Source organism: Exiguobacterium sp. KJ 601, from assembly GCF_027161185.1.
GTDB lineage: Bacteria > Bacillota > Bacilli > Exiguobacteriales > Exiguobacteriaceae > Exiguobacterium > Exiguobacterium profundum.
The window spans coordinates 1416814-1437991 of sequence record NZ_JADHZG010000001.1; the positions used below are offsets into that span (position 1 = coordinate 1416814).

Annotated in this window: 22 protein-coding genes and 2 pseudogenes; 2 read left to right on the forward strand and 22 right to left on the reverse strand. The window is 46.7% G+C overall.

The annotated features are described in order from the left end of the window. Positions 1 to 23 precede the first annotated feature (23 nt). From hisIE to IRJ25_RS07305, 9 genes and pseudogenes are all read right to left on the reverse strand, one after another. Positions 24 to 661, reverse strand: a pseudogene (hisIE, locus tag IRJ25_RS15215) (bifunctional phosphoribosyl-AMP cyclohydrolase/phosphoribosyl-ATP diphosphatase HisIE). Further along, a complete protein-coding gene (gene hisF / locus IRJ25_RS07270; protein WP_074037139.1) occupies positions 610 to 1377 on the reverse strand; it encodes an imidazole glycerol phosphate synthase subunit HisF in 768 nt (255 codons plus the stop codon). Before hisF ends, hisIE begins: the two are co-directional and overlap by 52 nt. Then, the gene (hisA, locus tag IRJ25_RS07275) at positions 1370 to 2083 is read right to left on the reverse strand and encodes a 1-(5-phosphoribosyl)-5-[(5-phosphoribosylamino)methylideneamino]imidazole-4-carboxamide isomerase (RefSeq protein WP_214783101.1); all 714 of its coding nucleotides are present in this window, start codon (positions 2081 to 2083) and stop codon (positions 1370 to 1372) included. The genes hisF and hisA overlap by 8 nt, the downstream gene beginning before the upstream one ends. Further along, positions 2061 to 2648, reverse strand: coding sequence for an imidazole glycerol phosphate synthase subunit HisH (gene hisH, locus IRJ25_RS07280; protein ID WP_078146782.1), 588 nt, complete (start codon positions 2646 to 2648; stop codon positions 2061 to 2063). The genes hisA and hisH overlap by 23 nt, the downstream gene beginning before the upstream one ends. Next, on the reverse strand, positions 2645 to 3232 hold the full coding sequence (gene hisB / locus IRJ25_RS07285) for an imidazoleglycerol-phosphate dehydratase HisB (protein ID WP_214691003.1): 588 nt from the start codon (positions 3230 to 3232) through the stop codon (positions 2645 to 2647). The genes hisH and hisB overlap by 4 nt, the downstream gene beginning before the upstream one ends. Beyond that, positions 3219 to 4235 carry a pyridoxal phosphate-dependent aminotransferase gene (locus tag IRJ25_RS07290; protein WP_214783098.1) on the reverse strand — a complete coding sequence of 339 codons (1017 nt, stop codon included), beginning with the start codon at positions 4233 to 4235 and terminating at the stop codon, positions 3219 to 3221. Before IRJ25_RS07290 ends, hisB begins: the two co-directional genes overlap by 14 nt. Continuing rightward, complete coding sequence (gene hisD / locus IRJ25_RS07295; protein ID WP_269318032.1) at positions 4232 to 5449, reverse strand: histidinol dehydrogenase; 1218 nt, start codon at positions 5447 to 5449, stop codon at positions 4232 to 4234. The genes IRJ25_RS07290 and hisD overlap by 4 nt, the downstream gene beginning before the upstream one ends. Then, the gene (gene hisG / locus IRJ25_RS07300) at positions 5446 to 6054 is read right to left on the reverse strand and encodes an ATP phosphoribosyltransferase (RefSeq protein ID WP_012726135.1); all 609 of its coding nucleotides are present in this window, start codon (positions 6052 to 6054) and stop codon (positions 5446 to 5448) included. The genes hisD and hisG overlap by 4 nt, the downstream gene beginning before the upstream one ends. Continuing rightward, positions 6051 to 6974 carry an ATP phosphoribosyltransferase regulatory subunit gene (locus IRJ25_RS07305; RefSeq protein ID WP_269318033.1) on the reverse strand — a complete coding sequence of 308 codons (924 nt, stop codon included), beginning with the start codon at positions 6972 to 6974 and terminating at the stop codon, positions 6051 to 6053. Before IRJ25_RS07305 ends, hisG begins: the two co-directional genes overlap by 4 nt. A gap of 110 nt (positions 6975 to 7084) precedes the next feature. Here IRJ25_RS07305 and hisJ point away from each other — a divergent pair, with 110 nt between their 5' ends. Then, complete coding sequence (gene hisJ, locus IRJ25_RS07310; protein WP_269318034.1) at positions 7085 to 7903, forward strand: histidinol-phosphatase HisJ; 819 nt, start codon at positions 7085 to 7087, stop codon at positions 7901 to 7903. Between the two features lie 151 nt (positions 7904 to 8054). Here hisJ and IRJ25_RS07315 read toward each other — a convergent pair whose 3' ends face one another. The 13 genes and pseudogenes from IRJ25_RS07315 to IRJ25_RS07375 all read right to left on the reverse strand — a co-directional run bounded on the left by IRJ25_RS07315 (position 8055) and on the right by IRJ25_RS07375 (position 19514). Beyond that, positions 8055 to 8405 carry a hypothetical protein gene (locus IRJ25_RS07315; RefSeq protein ID WP_078146776.1) on the reverse strand — a complete coding sequence of 117 codons (351 nt, stop codon included), beginning with the start codon at positions 8403 to 8405 and terminating at the stop codon, positions 8055 to 8057. A 198-nt stretch (positions 8406 to 8603) separates the two neighbouring features. Beyond that, entirely contained in the window at positions 8604 to 9179 is a 576-nt protein-coding gene (locus IRJ25_RS07320) for a deoxycytidylate deaminase (protein WP_078146775.1), read from the reverse strand. A gap of 50 nt (positions 9180 to 9229) precedes the next feature. Then, entirely contained in the window at positions 9230 to 10459 is a 1230-nt protein-coding gene (locus IRJ25_RS07325) for a toxic anion resistance protein (protein ID WP_078146774.1), read from the reverse strand. Next, the gene (locus tag IRJ25_RS07330; RefSeq protein WP_012726129.1) at positions 10443 to 11165 is read right to left on the reverse strand and encodes a 5-bromo-4-chloroindolyl phosphate hydrolysis family protein; all 723 of its coding nucleotides are present in this window, start codon (positions 11163 to 11165) and stop codon (positions 10443 to 10445) included. Before IRJ25_RS07330 ends, IRJ25_RS07325 begins: the two co-directional genes overlap by 17 nt. A 198-nt stretch (positions 11166 to 11363) precedes the next feature. Further along, complete coding sequence (locus tag IRJ25_RS07335; protein WP_214691008.1) at positions 11364 to 12716, reverse strand: sodium-dependent transporter; 1353 nt, start codon at positions 12714 to 12716, stop codon at positions 11364 to 11366. Positions 12717 to 12838: 122 nt separating this feature from the next. Then, positions 12839 to 13711 carry a diacylglycerol/lipid kinase family protein gene (locus IRJ25_RS07340; RefSeq protein ID WP_159562162.1) on the reverse strand — a complete coding sequence of 291 codons (873 nt, stop codon included), beginning with the start codon at positions 13709 to 13711 and terminating at the stop codon, positions 12839 to 12841. Further along, a complete protein-coding gene (locus IRJ25_RS07345) occupies positions 13708 to 15213 on the reverse strand; it encodes an ABC transporter permease/substrate-binding protein (RefSeq protein WP_074037152.1) in 1506 nt (501 codons plus the stop codon). The genes IRJ25_RS07340 and IRJ25_RS07345 overlap by 4 nt, the downstream gene beginning before the upstream one ends. 10 nt (positions 15214 to 15223) lie before the next feature. After that, positions 15224 to 15940 (reverse strand): annotated as a pseudogene (locus tag IRJ25_RS07350) (ABC transporter ATP-binding protein); the annotation flags it as partial. Positions 15941 to 16047: 107 nt separating this feature from the next. After that, the gene (locus tag IRJ25_RS07355) at positions 16048 to 16761 is read right to left on the reverse strand and encodes a 3D domain-containing protein (RefSeq protein ID WP_269318035.1); all 714 of its coding nucleotides are present in this window, start codon (positions 16759 to 16761) and stop codon (positions 16048 to 16050) included. A gap of 238 nt (positions 16762 to 16999) precedes the next feature. Further along, positions 17000 to 17452, reverse strand: a complete 453-nt coding sequence (locus IRJ25_RS07360; protein WP_074037155.1) for a GDYXXLXY domain-containing protein — start codon at positions 17450 to 17452, stop codon at positions 17000 to 17002. Continuing rightward, positions 17449 to 18633: a DUF2157 domain-containing protein gene (locus tag IRJ25_RS07365; protein ID WP_269318246.1), complete on the reverse strand. Its 1185-nt coding sequence runs from the start codon at positions 18631 to 18633 to the stop codon at positions 17449 to 17451. The genes IRJ25_RS07360 and IRJ25_RS07365 overlap by 4 nt, the downstream gene beginning before the upstream one ends. Before the next feature lie 16 nt (positions 18634 to 18649). Continuing rightward, the gene (locus IRJ25_RS07370) at positions 18650 to 18850 is read right to left on the reverse strand and encodes a DUF2187 family protein (RefSeq protein ID WP_026826130.1); all 201 of its coding nucleotides are present in this window, start codon (positions 18848 to 18850) and stop codon (positions 18650 to 18652) included. Positions 18851 to 18890: 40 nt separating this feature from the next. Continuing rightward, positions 18891 to 19514: an NUDIX hydrolase gene (locus IRJ25_RS07375; RefSeq protein ID WP_264092442.1), complete on the reverse strand. Its 624-nt coding sequence runs from the start codon at positions 19512 to 19514 to the stop codon at positions 18891 to 18893. Positions 19515 to 19626: 112 nt separating this feature from the next. Between IRJ25_RS07375 and IRJ25_RS07380 the strand changes: the two genes are divergently transcribed. Beyond that, positions 19627 to 21165, forward strand: a complete 1539-nt coding sequence (locus IRJ25_RS07380) for an FAD-dependent monooxygenase (protein WP_196430589.1) — start codon at positions 19627 to 19629, stop codon at positions 21163 to 21165. Positions 21166 to 21178 lie beyond the last annotated feature (13 nt).

Genomic DNA, 21178 nt, shown 5'->3' on the forward strand with positions numbered 1-21178 from the left:
AGCGCGTCTCCTTCCTCTTTTATTTACCATTCCGTGACGTCGCGACGTGGTTTCGCCGGTGTGGTAGTACCGTGACGCTTGGCGAGTAACGCTTCCACATCCTCTAAACGAACACCTTTGGCTGCTAACAAGACGAGTAAGTGATACAGAAGGTCGGCTGACTCTTCAACCAAGTCTTCATCCGTCATAGCAGCAATGACGACCTCAAACGCTTCTTCCCCGAACTTTTTCGCGATTTTTTCAACGCCTTGTTCCAATAAATAAGTCGTATACGAACCTTCTTTCGGTTCATTTTTTCTAGATTGAATCAATTGTTCCAATTCATGAATCATACGTTCACCTCCGTAAAGAAACAGCTTCGATTACCGGTATGACACGTCGGGCCATTCGCATGAACACGAACGAGAAGCGCATCCTGGTCACAGTCGATATGGATGCTGACGACGTCCAGTGTATTTCCGCTCGTCTCCCCTTTCATCCAAAGCCGACCTTTTGAACGAGACCAGAACGTGACGACCCGTTCACGAAGCGTCTGTCGGATTGCCTCATCATTCATATATCCGAGCATGAGGACCGCCCCGTCGTCGTCTGAGACGATGATGGCGGGAATCAGTCCATTTTCGTCGAAACGAACCGCATCGGCAAGTTGTGACTCGTGCATACGTGCTTCACCTCTTCTACTGTCGTTTTTCGGTCATGTAAGATGGATGCAAGTAATGCGGCATCGACTTTCTCAAGCGCTTCGACTACGTGCTCGGCATTGCCTGCCCCACCGGATGCGATAATCGGAATGTCGACGACTTCACGAAGTTGTTCTAAAATCGCAAGGTCATAACCGCTCTGCTTTCCATCTTGGTTCATGGACGTGACAAGAAGTTCACCCGCCCCGAGCGCGGCCACTTGTTTCGCCCATTCGACCGCCAACAGGTCCGTCTTCTGTTTTCCACCATATGTGTACACATAATATTCGCCATCTTCAAACTTTACGTCGATTGCGACGACGATACATTGTGAACCGAAACGATCGGCCGCTTCACGAATGAGACTTGGGGATTCTACAGCGAGCGTGTTCAACGATACTTTGTCCGCCCCTGCTTTTAATAGTGACGAGATATCCTCGAGTGAACGAATCCCACCTCCGACCGTCAGCGGGATGAATACTTTCCGCGCTACCGCACTGACGACATCGAGCATCGTCTGGCGACGCTCCGTACTTGCCGTGATATCGAGAAAGACAAGTTCATCGGCTCCGGACTCATCGTAATATTTCGCGATTTCGACCGGATCACCGATGTCTCGTAATTGTACGAACTCAATCCCTTTGACGACACGACCTTCTTTCACGTCAAGACATGGAATAATTCTGCGTTTAAGCATAACGCGCCTCCCATTCAATCAGTTCTTCGATGCTCACCTTACCGGACAGAAGTGCTTTCCCGACGACAGCCTCATCAATTTTCGCCATCTTCAGTTCCTTCACGTCCTCTTCAGTCGTCACACCGCCTGAGGCAATCAATGTGACGTTGACGATTTGACGTAACGCCTTCATGCGAGAAACGTTCGGTCCATTCAGTTTCCCATCGGATCCGATATCGGTATATAGAATCGTTTCGATCCCCCGTTCGACAAGGTCTTGAGCGACCGAGATGTCATCGAGTTTTGTCGCTTCCTGCCATCCGTTAATGGCGACCTTCCCGTCATAGGCATCGAGTGCCACAGCGATTCGCTTGCCATACTTTTCAATCGCCATGTCTAGAAAGTCAGGATCCGTAAACGCCTTCGTCCCTAAAAGGACGCGATCCGCACCGGTTTCCATGACCGCATCAAGTGCGGCTTCTGAACGAATTCCTCCTCCTGTCTGGACAAGGAACCCTAGAGACTTCGCATAACGGACAACGTCTAAATGACGCGGCTCACCTGCCTTGGCCCCTTCTAAATCAATCAAGTGAATCATCGGGACCTTCCCTTGCCACGCTTTTAATAATTCATACGGATCTCCGTATTGTTCTTCCGTAGAAAAATCACCTTCCGTCAAACGGACGATCTTACCTCCAATCAAATCAATGGCGGGTAGTAATCTCACGCTCGACCGCCTCCTTCCATTCTTGAAGTAAGCTGAGACCAAATGTCCCGCTCTTTTCCGGGTGGAACTGCATGCCCGTCACGAGCCCTTTTTGAACGATTGCCGGAACTTTCTCACCCATATAATCAGCTGCCGCCACAATGTAGTCGTCCGCCGTCACGGCATGGTAAGAGTGGACAAAATAGACATCCTCATCGCGAAGGATCGAGTTCCATCCGACGTGTGGGAGACGCTTCGCTCGCATCCGTTCGACCGTTCCCGGAATCAACCCGAGACCTTTTGTCGGCATACCTTCCGTGCTCGAATCAAACAAGAGCTGCATCCCAAGACAGATCCCTAAAAATGGCTTTTCCGTCGCCATCTGTTGCAAGAGTGGGATAAGACCCGTCTGTTCGAGCGATTGCATCGCTTGCGGGAAGGCACCGACCCCAGGAAGTAAAACGGCATCCGCCTCTTCAATTTGATTTGCATCGTTCGTGATCACGACGTAGCAACCGATGGCTTGTAACGCACGTTCGACGTTAAATACGTTTCCCATACCATAATCGATGACCGCTACTTTCATCCTTCGATCCATCCTTTCGTAGAAGGGAGACGGTTCGTCCCATCGCTAGAGACCGCTTCGGCAAGCGCTCGTCCGAACGCTTTGAACAACCCTTCAATCATGTGATGTGAGTTCGACCCGTACAGAACAGAAAGGTGAAGTGTGAGTCGACCATTCATGGCAACGGCACGGAAAAATTCCTCAGCGAGTTCGGTATCAAAGTCACCAAGCTTCGGATTGTGAATATCCGCTTGATAGACGAGAAATGGGCGTCCTGACACATCAATGACCGCTCGCGCTAACGTCTCATCCATTGGCATGTAACTCGACCCGTAGCGGCGAATTCCGACTTTATCCCCGAGTGACTTGGCGATGAGCTGACCGAGTGCGATCCCGACATCCTCGACCGTATGGTGGGCATCGACCCACGTATCGCCTTCGACTTTCACGTCTAAATCCATCTGACTATGAAAAGCGAGCAACGTCAACATGTGATCGAAGAAGCCGACCCCCGTTTGAATGGAGCTTTCACCCGTTCCGTCTAGATTTAATCGAATGTCAATTTTCGTTTCTTTCGTTTCACGTTTTAGTTCAGCTGTTCTCAACAGAATTCACCTCTTCAATCGTTTGTCGGATCAAGGCATACGCCTCGTCTGTCCCTGCACTGACACGTAGTCCATCGGGAAAAGCACGTACATGGACCCCTTTATCAAGGAAGCGGGATGCCCATCCTTCACTATCATCCGTTTTGACATAGATAAAGTTGGCACGGCTCGGTAAAATCTCACCGACTGGTCGTAACAACTCCGTTAACTTCTCACGTTGCGCCATATGGAACTGAATCGACTCTTGAATATAAGATTCATCTCGTAAGACAACGTTGGCGACAGCGGCACTGAGTCCACTCACGTTGAACGGTGAACGAAACCGGTCGATCTGTTCGATGATTTCTTCAGATGCAATCATGAAACCAATCCGGAGGTTTGCTAGACCGAACGCCTTCGATAACGTCCGTAAGATGATGACGTTCGAATATTCGTTCAAGCGAGACACAAATGAGTCCTTCATTGTGAAATCAATATACGCTTCATCCACAACGAGGTACGGTACACGTGTCGCAATGTCAGACAATTCGTCTAGTGTCCACATCTTTCCGGTCGGGTTGTTCGGATTCGAGATCAAGACGAGTTTAGGGTCGGTTGTTCGAATGACCTCAGTCAACGTCTCGTAACGCAAACCCTGTTCGTCCGGTTGTGTGAAATGCCCTCTGGCAATTTGTGTATAGATGCCATACATCGAAAAGTCTGGGGCCGGTGCGACCACACGGTCTTCCGTATCCAAAATCGCCTGACTCAAGATGGCCAATAGCTCATCGCTCCCGCTGCCGACCATGAGTTGCGTCGGCTCGACTCCCGCATAGTCAGCATAGCTCGCTTTTAAAGCGAGCAATTCTTCGACTGGATAACGGCTGAGTGCCTCGAGTGATACGTCTCGAATAGCTCGTTCGAGACGTTCTGGTAACGGATATTGACTTTCATTTTGATTGAGCGCATATCCCGAAGCGGCATGAGGTACATAGCGTGGGATGTTCTGATAATTTCGTCTCATACGTCCTCCATCCGAACAGCCATCGCACGGGCGTGTCCTTCTAATTGTTCTTGTTTGGCGATTCGAATCGCGGCCTTTGTAATCGTCTCATCCAGTTCTGTCATCTCAAGGAATGTCTGACGGCGATAAAAGTCATCGACCGATAGTCCACTAGAGAAGCGGGCCGTCCCGCTCGTAGGCAAGACGTGGTTCGGTCCAGCGATATAGTCTCCAAATGCTTCGGCCGCCTCATGTCCGAGAAAGAACGAACCACCGTGACGAATCGCACGCATCAACACCTCAGGATCTTTTACGGCCAACTGGACGTGCTCCGCGGCCATCGTGTTCGCGTATTCGATTGCATCCTTGATTGTCCGATACAAGACGCCGCCACGTTTCAATGATTCTCTCGCAATGTCCTGGCGTGGTAATTGCGCTAATTGTTGCTCAAGCTCCTGCTCGATTTGATCGCGGAGGGTTTCTGACGTGACGAGCGCGATCGCCGTCGCCTCGACGTCATGTTCCGCTTGGGCGAGCAGGTCGGCGGCAACCCACTTCGGGTTCGCCGTTTCATCGGCAATGATCAACACTTCGGACGGTCCGGCGACGGAGTCGATCCCGACGATGTGTGAGACGAGCGCCTTTGCCGTCGCAACATACGCATTTCCGGGTCCTACAATCTTATCGACCGGACGAATCGTTTCTGTCCCATATGCGAGTGCGGCAACGGCTTGGGCACCTCCGATTAGAAAACATTCATCGGCACCTGCGATTTTTGCTGCAATCAAGAGGGAAATGTCGATCCCATCTGCTTTTGGTGGGGTGACCATGACGACTCGTTTGACACCGGCCACTTTCGCCGGAATGATATTCATCAGGACGCTCGACGGATAGACGGCTGTCCCACCTGGTACATAAACCCCTACCGAATCCAGCGGCATATAACGTCTCCCAAGTCGGAACATCGTATCTTCGAACACATCGTCTTGTCGGACTTGGCGCGCGTGAAATGCACGAATCCGTTCTGCTGCTAACGACAGCGCCTCTGTCAATTCAGCATACGCGACTGGAGGATTAAAGCTTGCCAAATCGACCGATTCGATTCGATCGACCCCGTCGAATTGTTTCGTCCACTCAAGCAGCGCTTCGTCTCCGCGGGCCTCGATCGATTCCACGATCGGTTTCACGGCTTCGGCCCAAGCTTCGCGCCTTGAGCGATTCGTTTCTGTACTCATGCGTTCTCCTCCTGACTCAGCTTTCGAATCCACGCCTTCAATTCGTCAGGCTGTTCCGCTAAAGCTGTCTCACTCGTGATGAATTTTGCATTGATTGAAAAAATCGTCTCGTATTCTTCCAAGTCGTTTGCAGCCAACGTCGCGCCTGTCTCGACGATGTCAACGATGCAATCAGCGAGTCCCGTTAACGGAGCCAGTTCGACCGACCCGTTCAACGCGATGACTTCTACGTTTTGTCGCTTCGATGCAAAGTGAGATATGGCGATATTCGGATATTTACTCGCCACTTTCAATTTCTTTGTGCCGTTGCGTCGAACTTTTGGACCACAGACGGCCATTCGACAGCGACCGAACGGTAAATCGACGACTTCGAGTACGCCTGGCGTTTTTTCTCGTAAAATATCACCGCCGACAATGCCAACATCTGCCGCTCCATGCATCACATATTTATAGACGTCGTCCCCTTTGACGAAAATGAATTCATGATTTCCTGCTTGTACCGTCAACTCACGTCCCCGCTTCTCTGGCCATACGGGTAAGTCACGTTCGACAAAAAATTGACGGGCTGCTTTTTCAATCCGACCTTTCGCGACCGCTACTTTCATTTGATCACCTCATCTAACTGTTCTAAATCGAGCGACATGCCGAACGCTCGTCTCGAGTGTCCAAAATGTCCATACAGTGAATCATATCGTCCTCCTGAAAGGACACGCTTGCCTTCCACACTTCCCGTCACGGTCAATCCTGAATAGTAATCAAAGTCTCCCGTTTGACCAAAATCGTAAGACACCTCTAATCCGATAGTACGTAAGTGTTGCACCGCCTCGTCCACTTCACCGATGGCTTCTTTTAAAGACTCTGGTGCCTCAGACCGTAATTCTTCGAGTGCAGAATTCCCGATTAAAAAGGGCAGCTTCGCAATCAACGGATAGCGATACGTCTCTGCTAATTCACGTAATGATTCTAAGTTTCGAAGTGCTAAGATTTTTCGGAATGTTCGTTCCTGAATCCCTGTCTCTTTCGCGATGAGCGAGATGACAGCTGCTGACCCGATTTTGATTGTCAAACGGTCTGTAGGCAGGACTCCTTCCGTCATATCGAGAAAGGATTCAATCAGATGACTGTCCTTCTCTTCGCCGTCGACCCATTCGAGTCCAAGCTGTTGCCGTTCGTGGGGTTGTCCGGAATGTTTGACCGTCCGACGATAGACGGCACCAGCGTAAGCGACACGCATCGGTTCATGCCCGTCTGCTAACTTTCTTGCGATTTGTAGTGTATAGTCAGGGCGCATGACGAGAAGTTCCCCGTCGTTCCCGAACAATCGATAATAGGCTGACTCGTCAAAGAGCGCCAAGTTTTGATAATGTGAATAGTATTCGAGAAGCGGTGGATCGATGACTGCATAGCCACTCGACTCTGCCTTCTCTAAAAATGACAACATCCATCGTTTCGGACGGATGACATCTCCTGATTGAAGTTCATACCAGCCTTCTGGAATCGAACCTTTTGAATTTGACCAAATCATCATAACCACCCTTTATCTTATTATCACTTTACCAAACTAAAGTATTGTGTTAAATTTATCAAACAGATAAACACCTGTCAACCAAATGAACTGAAAAGGACGTGTAATCGATGTTTAACTTTACCCACGATGGCCATGTGCATACCCCTTTTTGTCCACACGGTACAAATGACCCGATTGAACACTATATTCAAGTCGGAATCGAAAAAGGCTTGCAAACGATGACGTTCACAGAACATGCGCCTTTCCCCCCATCGTTCACCGACCCGGTCCCGAATCAAGACTCGGCGATGTCGATTGATCTACTTCCAGAATACCTCGATACGTTGCATCAGATGAAACAGCAGTATCAAGCGGTTATCGACATTAAAGTTGGATTAGAAGTCGACTTATTGCCTCATTTAGAGAAAGAGACCATTGCTTTACTCAAGCCTTTCGCACCATTGATTGATGAAGTCATTTTATCGCAGCATTTCCTATATGTAGATGGCACGTATATGCCGATTGATTATTCTGCCGAGACGTTTGATGAACTCGTCAAAGCACTTGGCTCATTCGAAGACGTCATGAGAGCTTATTATGAGTCGATTGAACAGGGTCTCTCATTTTCGTGGGAAGACATCCGTGTCGCTCGTATCGGACACCTCGATCTCCCGATTAAGTATCAAAGAAACTATGAATGGGACCGCTCAAAAGTAAAAGAGGAAGAAGTACGTCTGTTACAGATGATTGCCGACAGGGGATTCGGACTTGACTTCAACACGGCCGGACTCAGAAAACCGGATTGTGGGGTACCTTACGTCGCCGGACTTGCAAAATCCGCGAACGACCTGCACATCCCGTTCACGATGGGTTCGGATGCGCACCTCGCTCAAGATGTGGCGGCTGGATTCGACTTCATTGCACAAAAAAAAGCCACGTTCCTATGAACGTGGCTTTTTGACAGCGATCTAGCTATCTAGATCCACATGCTTATGGTTGACAACGATATGGCGTTCCATTTCTTCATCTGTAAACATCATACCATAACGAATAAAAGATGCAATAAAAAATTGGGTGAAATGGTTCACCCAATTGAGATCACATTGCCGCATATAATGTTTTCAAGTCGTTTGTCGCTTCCTCGTCCATTTGAATGGCCACGAGTTCAACGTATTGGAGCGCTGGATCTTGATCTTTCGACAATGCGACAATCTCAGCAGCCGCCTTATCTAATGCCAACAAGATTCCTGATACACCAAGCGTCGGATAGTATCGAAGGAGTGCACGAACATGTTTAATCTCTGATACTTCATTTCCGTTAATGGTTAATGATTTGACGGCAAGCTCCTTGTGCATGCCAATCGCAAATTTATCTTCCCACACTTCTTCGAGTGTGATCAACGCCTCTACTTCATATGCACCATCTGTAAAGCGAACGAGTTTTTCCATGTGTAAATTCCCCTCTCTTGAATCTACTTTTATTATATAAGAGATTTTAAAGTGTATATTGTGAAATATTGAACATTATGTGTAAAGTTTGTCTCACCTTATTTTGAACAAAAAAAGGCCCCTCCGAGGAGGGGCGAATAATGGAAGAGTAAAACACCATTGGCAGTACATTAATAATATATCACCTAATGAAAACGTTTACAATGTATTTTTGTACATTTTTTCAAGTGGCATATGTAACACTTCAATCCCGCTTTCACGCATCAATTCTAACCCATCCCCATGCTCATAACCGACGGCATATACGACTCGTGCGACACGTGCCGCAATTAAGGCGAGTGAACAGGCATGACATGGTGAATGCGTGACATACGCTGTCGCACCAAATGCATTCGTTGAATCGGCAGCGAGTTTTCCAATCGCGTTGATTTCCGCATGGATTTCATGTTGCTTCGACCAGTGATGGTGATCATATGGGTCTGTACACTTGATATATGTCACACCATCTCGGATGAGTCGTGCCGGTTCGTTGATCATATCGAGATCCGTCGATGCAACATAGTCGGCATGCTTATAGAACCCATCTTCTTGCTTGATATAGATTTCATTACAGTTCGTATGACCAGATGGTGTACCATTCAGGCCAATTGAAATCGGTTTTTCGTCTTTTACAATGACACAGGCTACACTCTTCGATGCACACTTCGAGTGCCGCTCGGCCATCATATCAGCGAATAATAACCACGTCTCATCCCACAATCGTTGCTTCTCCACTCAAGTCCCTCCTCGTAGAAAAGGAAAGTCTGATTGCTCAGACTTCCCCCTTAGTATCCAGTGTCCTTTGGTAGTTCTTTATTTTTCGAAGCGATTTCGATGACCTTCTCCTTCAATTCGTGCTCCATACGGTCAAGTTCGCGCTCGGCGTCACGACGTTTTTGCTTCCCTTCTTGCTGGATGCGTAACGTTTCATCCAACGTAGAGAGTAAGTTCTCGTGAGCGACTTTCAGTGATTCAACAGAGACAATCCCTTTTTCATTTTCTTGAGCGATTTCAATCGATGAATCTTTGAGCATCTTCGAGTTTTGCTCAAGCAGTTGATTCGTTGTCTTCGTCACATCCTGCTGCATACGAAGTGCCGTTTTCTGGCGCGTCAAGCTGAGTGCAAGAACGACTTGGTTTTTCCAAAGCGGAATCGTGTTGACGACCGCTGACTCGATCTTTTCAGCAAGGATTTGGTTATTCTGCTGAATGACTCGAATTTGAGGTGCCATTTGAAGGCTGATGGTACGACTCAATTTTAAATCGTGCAACTTTTTCTCAAAACGGTCCGCTAATTGAATCATATCGTTCAATTGTTGAAGCTTCGATTGATCTTTAGAAATTTCTACTTCTTGACGTAACGGGGCAATCTCGTGTTCCCGTACATGGTCAAGTTTTGTCTCACCCGCGGCGATATAGACGTTCAACTCTTCGAAATATCGCTTGTTCTTATCATACATTTGATCGAGCATCGTGATGTCTTTCATGAGACCGAACTTCGCACGATCGAGGTTATGGATGACCTCTTCCAAATAGACGTTCATTTTTTCGAACTGAAGCTTATAGTTTTCAGCCTTCTTCTTCGCACGACCGATGAGCGGAATGTTATCCATGAAACTCTTTTTTTCCGGTTGAAGCATATCTGGGTCCATCTTACGGACGTTTTGCATCAAGTCAGACAACAGTTTACCGGCATCGCCGCCATCTTTCATCCGCACTTCCGTCAAAATTTGATCAGAGAATTGGGAAAGTTCGCGCTGGACATTCGACCCGAACAACATAACAGAGTCTGTCTTCTTAATATCAATGGATTCAGCCAATCGTGTGATGCGCTCGCGATGCTCTTGAGGCACGTCTGGTTTCGCTTGAATAGCTGGCACTTCATGTGACTGTGTAACGGATGACCATTCGACAGATGGATCACTGAACCCCTCCGTCTCCGTTTTTGTTTTCGTATCAGAAGTCAGTTCTTCTTCCGGCCATGACTGCCAGTTCGTTTCATTCGATGAAGTCATGTTTCTTTCTCCCTTCCGGCTGATCAGACAAGACGCGCTCCATCATGATCAGTTCACGTTCAAAGTCTACGGCGTCATCTTCAAGGAGACGTCCGCGTTGTTCTTTAAATTTATCGACAATTAGTCGCATATTTGTGATTAATTGTTCCCGAGTCTCTTCTTGAATGACGACTCGTTTTCCTTCAAGCTCTTTAAATTTCAAGACGACCGAGACGAGGGAATCTAAATAGAATGTGAACAGGTCTCGAACATGCTTTGCGTCTTGTGGATTTTCGAATAATTCTTCGAACAATTCGTGCGCTTCTTTCGAGACGGCCTTCATTTCACGCCTCACTTCTACATCTTTAATATCTGGAAGAACACGGTCGATTTGTTGTAACTTCTCATATCCTTGCTCAATCGTCCGTTGCAAAAATTGAAGCTCTAAATCGTCTGTCGCCTCGAACTGTCGCGTAGGCATCGGCTCTTCGATCGGTTTTAAAATCCTCGATCCAGAAAACGATTCTTCCTCATCGAGTAACAGTTTCTTCTTAGCACGTTTTGCCACCGTTGTCGGTGTACGTTGACGATGTTTGCGCTTGTTCGTCGACCATACTTCATTCAAGACGAGCGCCCCTACAATAATGAATAACCAGGAGAAATCGAATACGTTAATGGCAAAGTATATGACTGCCCCTGTCAGGGCCCATTTCATCCATGTTTTCATTCTTTTCACCTCATCTCATGTTACTTCTATTGTACATTACGAAACCATTCAACAAAAGTTTCGTCATCCCTATCATTTTAGCATAATAAAATTCGTCGATACCTCCGTCCACAGGTGTAGAATCAACTACCTATATCGACTACTTTCCCGTTGCGAGACGAAAAAAACCGTAGACTCATAGAGTCTACAGTTCGTTTGTTACGTGGTCATCCATGTTGAAACCATAACGATCGCGACAGTTACAGGAATGACATAGCGAATGAGTGCATGCCAGATTGGGTACAGCTTCACACCAGGTTTTGATGTTTCGATTTCATCCTTTAAGACGCGTTGGTCAACGATGTAACCGACAAAGATGGAAGTCAAGAGTGCACCCGTCGGCATTAAAATATAGCTGACGAGATAGTCCATCGTATCGAAGAACGTCCGACCGTTCCAAATCTGTACATCACTTAAGAGTCCGAATGACAGCGCGGATGGTACTCCCACGATGAAGACGAGAAGAGCGGCTGTCACCGTCACTTTCTTTTTCGTCCATGATGATTTCTTTTCATTTAGACGATCGGTCACACCTGCGACGACGACTTCTAACATGGCAATCGATGATGTAATCGATGCAAAAGCGAACAATAGGAAGAACAAGACCATGAAGAATCCACCGAGCGGTACTTGATTGAAGACTGCCGGTAGAACGACGAAGAGTAACGCCGGACCTTCAGCCGGATCAAGACCTGATGCAAAGACTGCCGGGAAGATGGCTAGACCTGCTAAAAGTGAAACCGCAATGTTCAACAAGACAATCATGTTAGCCGACCGGTTCAATGTTCCTTTCGTCTTTATATAGGACGCATATGTCAGCATCGCTGCCACCCCTAACGATAAGGAGAAGAACGCCTGTCCGAGGGCAAACAATACCGATTCGCCAGTCAATGCAGAAAAGTCAGGCTGTAAGAAGAAACGAACGCCTTCCATCGCTCCGTCAAGCGTCAACGAGCGGACCACGAGAACTAAGAAACTGATGAACAAGAGTGGCATCAAAATTTTACTCATTCGTTCAATCCCTGCTTCAACGCCACGTAAGACAATTAAGAGTGTGATTAAGAGGAACAAGAATTGTCCGAGCACGGCAATTTCAGGTGTCGATACGACGTTCCCGAACACCTCACCAAATTCGTCAGCCGAACGTCCACTGAGCGTCCCACTTAAACCGAGTCCAATATAGATGAGGACCCATCCTCCAATGACACTATAGAAGGAAAGTAACAAGAAACAAGCAAGGACACCTAAGTAGCCGATAATGGTCCAACGGCCATGCCCTAACTGTTTGAAAGCAAGAAGCGCAGTCTTTTGAGTCGAACGTCCGACAATGAATTCTCCAATCAATAATGGCAGACCAAGTAATAATGTGAACGCCAAAAACATGAGTAAAAAGGCACCGCCCCCGCTCGTTCCGGTGACATATGGAAACTTCCAGATTGCACCTAAACCGATTGCTGACCCTGCGGCAGCTAGTATGAATCCAATTTTTGAGGCGAATGAATTTTGCGCCATGTTTACCCCTACTTCCTCTTTTTCATTTCATTTTCATAATAATAGTGAAATACTAACACGGTTCCAAGATGAGGACAACAAAAAAACAGAGAAAAGTCTGAATACTTTTCTCTGTTGATGCTTTATGGCGTTAAAAACGTGAGGGCTCGCTCTCGAATCCGTATCGTCAAGTGATCGGTTTCGAAATGTTCACCATCGATATCAATGATTTGAGGTTCGTTTAACTCGACTTCAACATGTGAAGCCTGAAAGTGATTCCACTCCGCCGATTTTTGATCAAGACCGAGTTGCTGGGCTAACAATTGACGAATCATCGGAAATCCGATTGCCGAGCTGTGTACCACTTCTAACAGCCCGTCCGAAAACGATTGCGTCTCCAGTTTCGTCGGTACGGTCCCAAGATAGCTCCCGTTTCCTACATATAGAAAACTGACATCCCCTTCATAGAGCATCTCATCCCCACGTCGCAATCGAATTTCGAACGGGTCGGCTTCACGAAATTGGCGGATGGTCGCTAAAAAGTAGCCAATCGAACCTAACGATTCTTTCTCATTCGGATCGATTTGACGTGATGTGTCTGCAATCAATCCGACTCCGACGAAATTGAGGGCATACATCTCATCAACTTGAATGACGTCTACATGCTGTTCATGATGCGACTTGATGACACTTGCCGCTTGTGTTGGTTGAATCGGAAGTTCAAGTGCCCGAGCGAAATCATTGCACGTCCCGGCAGGAATGATGCCGACTGTCGGACGCTCGTCGCGCTCTAAGGTCATCAACCCATTCACTACCTCATTTAGCGTACCATCACCGCCAATGACAATCAGATGGTCGAACGGTTTACTTTCTTTCGCGAATCGAAGCGCATCCCCAATTTCCGATGTTTTCTTGATGATGATTTCTTCATAGAGCGACTCAATCGTTCCGATGACCTCTCCGAGCATCGTTTCGCTCGTGCCGGACTTCGGATTCGAAATAATCAAAGCTCTCATAGTAACCCTTCCTGTTCTAAGAAGTCTTTCGCTACATCGTATGCGCGTTCATTTCCGTACGCGACACGTCGATTCAATTCAGACATCTGTTCGTCTGTGATTTTACCTGCGAGCTGATTGAGCGCATCCTCGATTTCTGGATACTCTTCAAGTGTCTCCTCTTTCATAAGCGGTGCTCCTTGATAAGGCGGGAAGAATTGTCGGTCGTCTTCTAAAACGACGAGGTCGTTCTCGGCGATATCAGGGTCCGTCGCATAAGCGTCGACTAGATTGACATCCCCTCGTGCGATGGCGCGATAGCGCAATTTTTGCTCCATTGAGACGACAGACGGGAAATCAAGCCCATACTCGTTTTGAAGTCCTGGATAACCGTCTTCACGGTCGGTGAATTCAAGTGTAAACCCGGCTTGAATATCAGACTGTACGTTTCGTAAATCTGAAATAGCCGTAATGTCTTCCGCCTCGGCATAGTCACGTGGAATCGCGAGCGCATACGTATTATTAAACTGCATCGGTTCGAGCATCACGTATCCTTCTTCTGCCAGTGCCTCTCTCGCTTGTTCGTAAACTTCACCGGCATCGTTTGATTCAGGTGTCTCTTTGACGAGACTCGCCAGTGCCGTACCTGTAAACTCCGGATAAATATCAACGTCTCCAGATTGGAGTGCGCCCCATACGAATGTCGTCTCCCCGAAATTCGGTTTCACAGATACAGTCAAATCTGTTTCTTCTTCAATCAACAACTTATACATATTCATTAGGATTTCCGGCTCTGGACCAAGTTTACCGGCAACGACAAGGTCTGTTTCTTGCGAACGACCGAACGCGAGCGGTGTGACGATGACCAAGGCGAGGACAGTAGAAACAGCAATCAATTTCGCCTTGTTTCGAGTCGCCGTCGCACCTTCCATCTGACGCAACAAGAAGTCAAATAAGAGTGCCAAAATCGCGGCCGGGATGGCCCCGAGTAAAATTAAGTAATTGTCATTCCGGTTAATCCCGAGCAAAATCAGCGTACCGAGTCCACCTGCTCCGACTAAAGCAGCGAGCGTCGCCGTACCGACAATCAGAACCATCGCGGTCCGGATACCAGCCATGATTACCGGTAAAGCAAGCGGGAGTTCAACTTTCATCAAACTTTGATTCGGCTTCATCCCACAAGCTCGAGCGGCTTCAAGCAACGATTTATCCACTTCGTTTAAACCGGTGAACGTGTTTCGTAAAATAGGTAGGAGCGCATATAAGACAAGCGCAATAATAGCAGGTAATGCCCCGATTCCAACGAGCGGAATCATCAAACCAAGTAAGGCAAGCGACGGAATCGTTTGAATAATCGCAGTGACACCAATGGCGGTTTCGGCGATTTTCTTACGGCGCGTCAGCCAGATTCCCAATGGTACGGCAATCAATACGGCAATCAAAAGCGATACGACAGAGAGCTGCAAGTGCTCAATCAGTGCCTCGACAAGCTGTCCTTGTCTATTTTGGAACGTCTCAAGCATCTAGCTCACCTCTTCCACGTTGTGTAAATTCTAAGACGAACGGATCTTCACTCGCCAAGATTTCTTCTGGTGTACCGACTAGCATGAGTTCCCCATCACGCATTAACGCGATGCGATCACCAAGCTTCATCGCTTCTTGCATGTCGTGTGTGACAAACAAGATCGTTTTGCCAAGTTCGTCATTCAAGCGCTTAATATCATCTTGCAATTGACCACGGCTGATCGGATCAAGCGCAGAAAAGGGTTCGTCCATGAGGATGACGTCCGGGTCTGCAGCTAAAGCACGCAACACGCCTACGCGCTGCTGTTGACCTCCTGATAATTCTGCTGGCTTTTTCGAGCGAAGTTTCGGGTCGAGACCGGCAATCTTCATCAATTCGGTCACACGGTCTTTCGTTCGTTCTTTTTTCCATTTCAAAAGCTCAGGTACGACAGAGATATTTTCTTCCACTGTTAAGTGAGGGAATAATGCAATCTGTTGGAGTACATAACCGATGTTTCGACGTAACTCAAAAATATCGAATTGATAGATTTCTTTTCCATCAATTAAAATTTTTCCGTCCGTATGATCGATTAATCGATTGACCATTTTCATCGTCGTTGTCTTGCCACAACCTGAAGGTCCGATCAATACGAAGATTTCTCCTCTATTTACTGTTAAGCTTAATTCTTTGACGGCTAACGTCCCGTCTTCATAACGTTTTGATACATCACGAAACTCAATCAACCTGATCCCTCCTCAACTATTTCCAAAATGGAAATTCAAATAATAATTTGCCCGTTTCTCTACTTTGTTAAACAAAAAAAGGCTCTCCTAATTGGAGAACCTGATTTTTAGTATAGCGTTACTTCAATATGTCGACGCCCCCATTGGATCGCGTCCTGTTTTGAATCGACGAGTAAATCGACGATATGTCCTTTTATTCTACCACCTGTATCAAGGGCAATCGCATCACCGACACCTTGGATGTGGACTTTTGACCCTAAAGGAATGATGGCTGGGTCGACGGCGATAATTCGCATTCCGTTATAATAAATCGAATCAGTCACATCATGACCCGTGGCCGTTAATACACGACCGCCGTACGCCTTGTTATCCGCAACATCATTTGAATAAGCGGTCGATTCGACTGTAATGACTTTTTTAGATGTAGATACTGGTGTTGCACTGACTGATTGAGTGGCAGAAGCCGACGTTTTTGCAGCTGTTGCCTGTTCCGCTGCTTTTCGCTCTTCCTCCGCTTTTCGTTCTGCTTCAAGTTTCGCATGTCTTGCTTTCTCTGCTTCTTCTTTTGCTTTCTCTTCCGCAAGACGTTCTGCTTCGATCCGTTTCTCTTCTGCGATGCGTTTTTCTTCAGCAAGTTTCTTTTGGCGGGCGATTTCTTTTTGTCGTTTTTCTTCAATTGCTTGGCGTTCTAGTTCAAGCGGGTTTTGTACGATTTTCTGTTCTGTCCCGATTCCGATCTGTGCAGCATCTGCCTGATCGATGAATGTGAACAACCCCATTATCGTAGCTCCAATGACGATCATATATTTTAATAATTTCATCGTAGTAAGGTCATCACCTTTCTCGTTATGTAACGAACAGATGTTAATTTACCACGAGAAGTCCCGTCAAAGTAGTGATTTTATCGAAGTGAAACATTCCTGACATATGACAAAAAAATCGGTTACAGATTGTAATAATTGAAATAAACGTTGATATTCCATGGGTTCACAAAAAAATTACAGATTCGTTACAATCAATCGTGTAACAAACCTGTAATCTTCCTGTCATGATTAACACTTATTCATTTGGCTCAATTTCATACGTTCTGAGCATACCCCACGGTGCGACATCAACTTGAACCGTGAACGATTGCTTACCTTTTATCGCATCCATCTCATCTTCCGACACACGATACGAACCCATTTCTTCTATATAAAGAAGACGATCATAATAGTTTGCCCGAATGCCACCCAAAAACGGTTTCGACTCAATCCGATCGAGGACAGCATATCCATCTTCCCCTTCTTTAAAGGAAACATATACCGTTCCGGTTTCGACATCTTGTCGTCCTTTGAAGGCATCATACTCGAGATAAATGGAATCCCCAAAATAAGGGTCATACGGTTCGAACGAAGACCCTTTAAACGTGTACGTCTCCCCGACCCACGATATGGCATAGACAAGAATCACAAAGACGATGGCAATCAAGACTTGAGCAACCGGGACAAGCCAAACAGAAAATCGTTTCATGTCGTCACATCCCCTCTCGTTCGATTACGCCACCATAGTGCGAGTGACAACGCAAAGACGATTAACGCACCAATCATGAAGAAGAGTGAGATGTCGAGCCGATCCCACACGTAGATGAAGTAAATTGTCATTTGAACGATTAAGAAATAGATGAAGGCGAAAATTGTCGGTCGTCGTGTCACGTCTTGGCGAATCAAGTAAGCAAGTGCAATCACTTCGATGATGATTGCCAGTAAAACTCCTGAATCTTCAAAGAGTGCAAATGGGATAACTGCCAGCAGACTTACCCACTGAAGATCATTCCGTCTATGAATCAAATAGACGGCAACGAGTGCAACCGACAAGAGTGTCGCTTCAATGACGGAAGGCGGTCTTTGAGAGAGCCAACTCTCTGTCACATTAATTAAATAACCAATTGATAGAACGGCCGCAATGAAGAGATACGTTGCTTGCCAAACTGCTTGTTTTCGATAGAACAAGAGCAATGCGTGCATAATGACGAGTGACCAAAGTGGCCATAGTCTACCTTCATAGTCAACATATTGACCAAAAATGTTGAGAATCCCGTAAAAAGTAAGCCATGCGAACGAACGGTCTAATGATTCATCAACAAAATGGAACCAGATCCATGTCACGATTAGAGCAATCCCAATCAAAATCAGCCCGATGCTTTCAAAACTATTTGTGATGGCTAAAAAGGCAGCGATTGCGGTGATCATAGAGAAAATGACGTGCTCATATATGATTCGGTGAAGTACTGCCATCGTGAAGACAATCCAGAACAGAAACGTCAACTGACCCGACAGATTATACGTTGTGAAGATGACCGCCATGGTCGCGATAAAGAAAACGAATCCTAGTACACGTAACAGCGTGACATATCTTGGTGTTTTCAAGCGAACTCGCTCGGCAAACACATAAAATCCAACCATAAATAGAAGAAACAAACCGATTTTCAAAAGGTCAGGAATCGCTTGCCAGTTGGCTGCGACGAAACTGAAAAGGCTAAGAGCCAACAAAATGGATCCGACAATGACCAAAACGGGCGGCTTGTGATCATGTTGCTCACTAGCCGCCCGTCGTTTATGTTCATAGTCGACTAGTCTTAACCCCGTCGCTTCATCCAATAAACCCGCCTCTTGCCATTCACGTACTTTTTTGTCAATGGACACCTGAATCATCCCTTTCAGAAAAAGGTCAGCTGGCGCGTTCAATCAATTCCAATTCTGATTTTAGTAAAACTTGTTTCTCGAACTCGAGTCCGAGCTGTTGAAACTCTTCCATGATTGAGACGTCTGCAATCACAGTATTGGTCAGTACGGCGGTCACTTCAGCGACCCATCCTTCACGAGTCGACTTCACGATATCACCTACGAGGAATTCTTCAGACACACCCATTCACTTCCAATCTAAATTTGTTTCTATCATTATAACGAAATTATAACCGTTTGAATACGTTTTCTTTTATCCGTTTAATAAATTGTGTTAAGAATTTTCCAGTAAGTCCCCAAATGATGTAGTCTTCATGTTCATAAAAAGGTTCTTTCATTTTAATTACCCGTTTTTTGTACGCTTTAGCATTCGCCAATCGATCTAACGGAATATTTTGATCCGGACTCATCGTCCATTCCATCTCTCCGTGGAATGGATCTATCATGAGCAAGGTAGAAATCGGTACGGTAAACAAATGATCGACCTCATCCGTCCCTTCCACACTCGGTACTTCCGATAGGATTCCGACAAACGGATAAATCAATTGACGATGAGGCGTAGCAAGCGGTCGCAATTTGCCTACGACTTCTACATTATCTGCAGAAATCTCTAACTCTTCGCATGTTTCCCGGATTGCCGCTTCTACGGGTGTTTCTCCTTTCTCAAGGCGTCCCCCTGGAAATGAGATCTCCCCAGGTTGCTGCCGCATCGTGTGGGCGCGTACCTCAAACACAACGTGCCATTCCTGATCGATTTGAACGAGTGGGATTAACACTGCCGCTGTCTGTTCATAATCTTCATCCATTGTAAAACTATCTCGAATCTGTTCTTCTGTGATCCATGGCTGCACAATGCTCACTCACCTTCCATCATCGAATATCATATATCGTTCTATACCCTACTTTTCGTTTAGTCGCTGCCAATGTCGGAAATATCATTATTAATGATAGGAGTTGATCAGCGTGGACGAACAAGTAGATGTATTAATTGTCGGCGCCGGGCCAACCGGCCTGACGCTCGGACTCACTTTAGCTAGATATGGCGTATCTTTTCAAATCATTGATCGTAAGACGACCCCATCGGATAATTCACGAGCTATCGGGATCCAGCCGCGGACCATCGAAGTGTTTTCTCGTTTGGATGTTGCTCAAGAAGTGCTAGAACGTGCCCGAACAATTGAACGGGGGAATCTATATTTTTCGGGACAATGGACAGCAAAACTTGAATTCTCCAAACTCGTGACCCCATATCCGTTCGTGACGTTATTACGTCAAAATGAAACCGAAGACATATTAGAACGTGCTTTACAAAAACATGGTCATGTTGTGAAGCGCGGTGAAACGTTGTCATCCATCACCCAGTACCCATCCCGTACCATCGCACATTTGACCGCTACAGACGGGCGAACTCGTGCTGTTGAAGCGAAATACGTTGTCGCCGCCGATGGAGCCAACAGTTCGGTTCGTCGGATGCTCGCCCTTCCATTTAGTGGTAAATCGTTCAAAGAGGCTTGGGTGCTAGCCGATTTGAAGGCTGATTGGCCGATATCCCGTGAAGAGGTTCATATCTTTTTCTCGGATCGTGGAGTGCTCGAAGTCTTCCCGCTCACTGATGAAACGATTCGCATCACAGGAAACTTGAGAACGGATGAATCATTCCAAGAATCGGACCTTCAAGAATTGGTGGAACAACGCAGTCATATGCCGGTCCATATTCGCGACGTTGAATGGTTCTCCTTATTCCGCGTGCATAATCGCATGGTCGATACGTTCATTCACAACCGCATCATTCTCATGGGGGATGCGGCACATATTAACTCCCCGGTCGGTGGACAAGGGATGAACACTGGGATTGCAGACGCCTTCAACTTAGGTTGGAAACTATGGTTGCATCTCAAAACTGGCGCTCCCCATCACGTTGTGTCCACTTATCGGGACGAGCGGGAGCACGTAGCCCGTAACGTGCTACAGACGACGAATATCGCTACGGAGATGTTACAGACGACACTTCCGATGCTCTTACCGTTCCAAGCAATCGGTGCCGATGTCTTCACACGTGTCAATCTCATCAACCAAAAAATCACCGAACGGATCTCTCAACTTCATTTATCGTATCCGAATGCGCTACGATTACCGTTTCGTCGCGTCGCGGAAGGAAAAATTTTTCCGGAGACAGAGATTTTACGAACGGATGACGGATTTCGGACTAAAATATCGGAAATCGCGGACGGACGGTTTCAAGTGCTTGTATTTGACGATGGGAAACGTGATTTGTCATCCATCTATGACTATTTGAACGAGAACCAACCGTTCATTCAAACCATCACCTTATCTAAGACGAGTCGCCCGTTCTTTGATCAAGGGAACGAACTTGCCAAATCCCTCTTTATGAAACGTGGCATACTAGTCATTCGCCCAGACGGTTATTTGTTGCATAAGCAACATCACGTTCGCCTAAAGCCGTTACAGGACAAGTTAGCTGTCTGGCTGCCTTCCTCTTAAACGTGTATAAATG

Bases quoted from the DNA above. Each gene is read 5' to 3' on its own strand.
- hisJ (WP_269318034.1), top strand. From the start codon at position 7,085: ATGTTTAACTTTACCCACGATGGCCATGTGCATACCCCTTTTTGTCCA.
- IRJ25_RS07330 (WP_012726129.1), bottom strand. From the start codon at position 11,165: ATGAAAACATGGATGAAATGGGCCCTGACAGGGGCAGTCATATACTTT.
- IRJ25_RS07355 (WP_269318035.1), bottom strand. From the start codon at position 16,761: ATGAAATTATTAAAATATATGATCGTCATTGGAGCTACGATAATGGGG.
- hisD (WP_269318032.1), bottom strand. From the start codon at position 5,449: ATGAGTACAGAAACGAATCGCTCAAGGCGCGAAGCTTGGGCCGAAGCC.
- hisH (WP_078146782.1), bottom strand. From the start codon at position 2,648: ATGAAAGTAGCGGTCATCGATTATGGTATGGGAAACGTATTTAACGTC.
- IRJ25_RS07305 (WP_269318033.1), bottom strand. From the start codon at position 6,974: ATGATTTGGTCAAATTCAAAAGGTTCGATTCCAGAAGGCTGGTATGAA.
- IRJ25_RS07345 (WP_074037152.1), bottom strand. From the start codon at position 15,213: ATGCTTGAGACGTTCCAAAATAGACAAGGACAGCTTGTCGAGGCACTG.
- hisF (WP_074037139.1), bottom strand. From the start codon at position 1,377: ATGCTTAAACGCAGAATTATTCCATGTCTTGACGTGAAAGAAGGTCGT.
- IRJ25_RS07360 (WP_074037155.1), bottom strand. From the start codon at position 17,452: ATGAAACGATTTTCTGTTTGGCTTGTCCCGGTTGCTCAAGTCTTGATT.
- hisG (WP_012726135.1), bottom strand. From the start codon at position 6,054: ATGAAAGTAGCGGTCGCGAAAGGTCGGATTGAAAAAGCAGCCCGTCAA.
- IRJ25_RS07335 (WP_214691008.1), bottom strand. From the start codon at position 12,716: ATGGCGCAAAATTCATTCGCCTCAAAAATTGGATTCATACTAGCTGCC.
- IRJ25_RS07370 (WP_026826130.1), bottom strand. From the start codon at position 18,850: ATGGGTGTGTCTGAAGAATTCCTCGTAGGTGATATCGTGAAGTCGACT.
- IRJ25_RS07325 (WP_078146774.1), bottom strand. From the start codon at position 10,459: ATGACTTCATCGAATGAAACGAACTGGCAGTCATGGCCGGAAGAAGAA.
- IRJ25_RS07315 (WP_078146776.1), bottom strand. From the start codon at position 8,405: ATGGAAAAACTCGTTCGCTTTACAGATGGTGCATATGAAGTAGAGGCG.
- IRJ25_RS07290 (WP_214783098.1), bottom strand. From the start codon at position 4,235: ATGAGACGAAATTATCAGAACATCCCACGCTATGTACCTCATGCCGCT.
- IRJ25_RS07365 (WP_269318246.1), bottom strand. From the start codon at position 18,633: ATGATTCAGGTGTCCATTGACAAAAAAGTACGTGAATGGCAAGAGGCG.
- IRJ25_RS07340 (WP_159562162.1), bottom strand. From the start codon at position 13,711: ATGAGAGCTTTGATTATTTCGAATCCGAAGTCCGGCACGAGCGAAACG.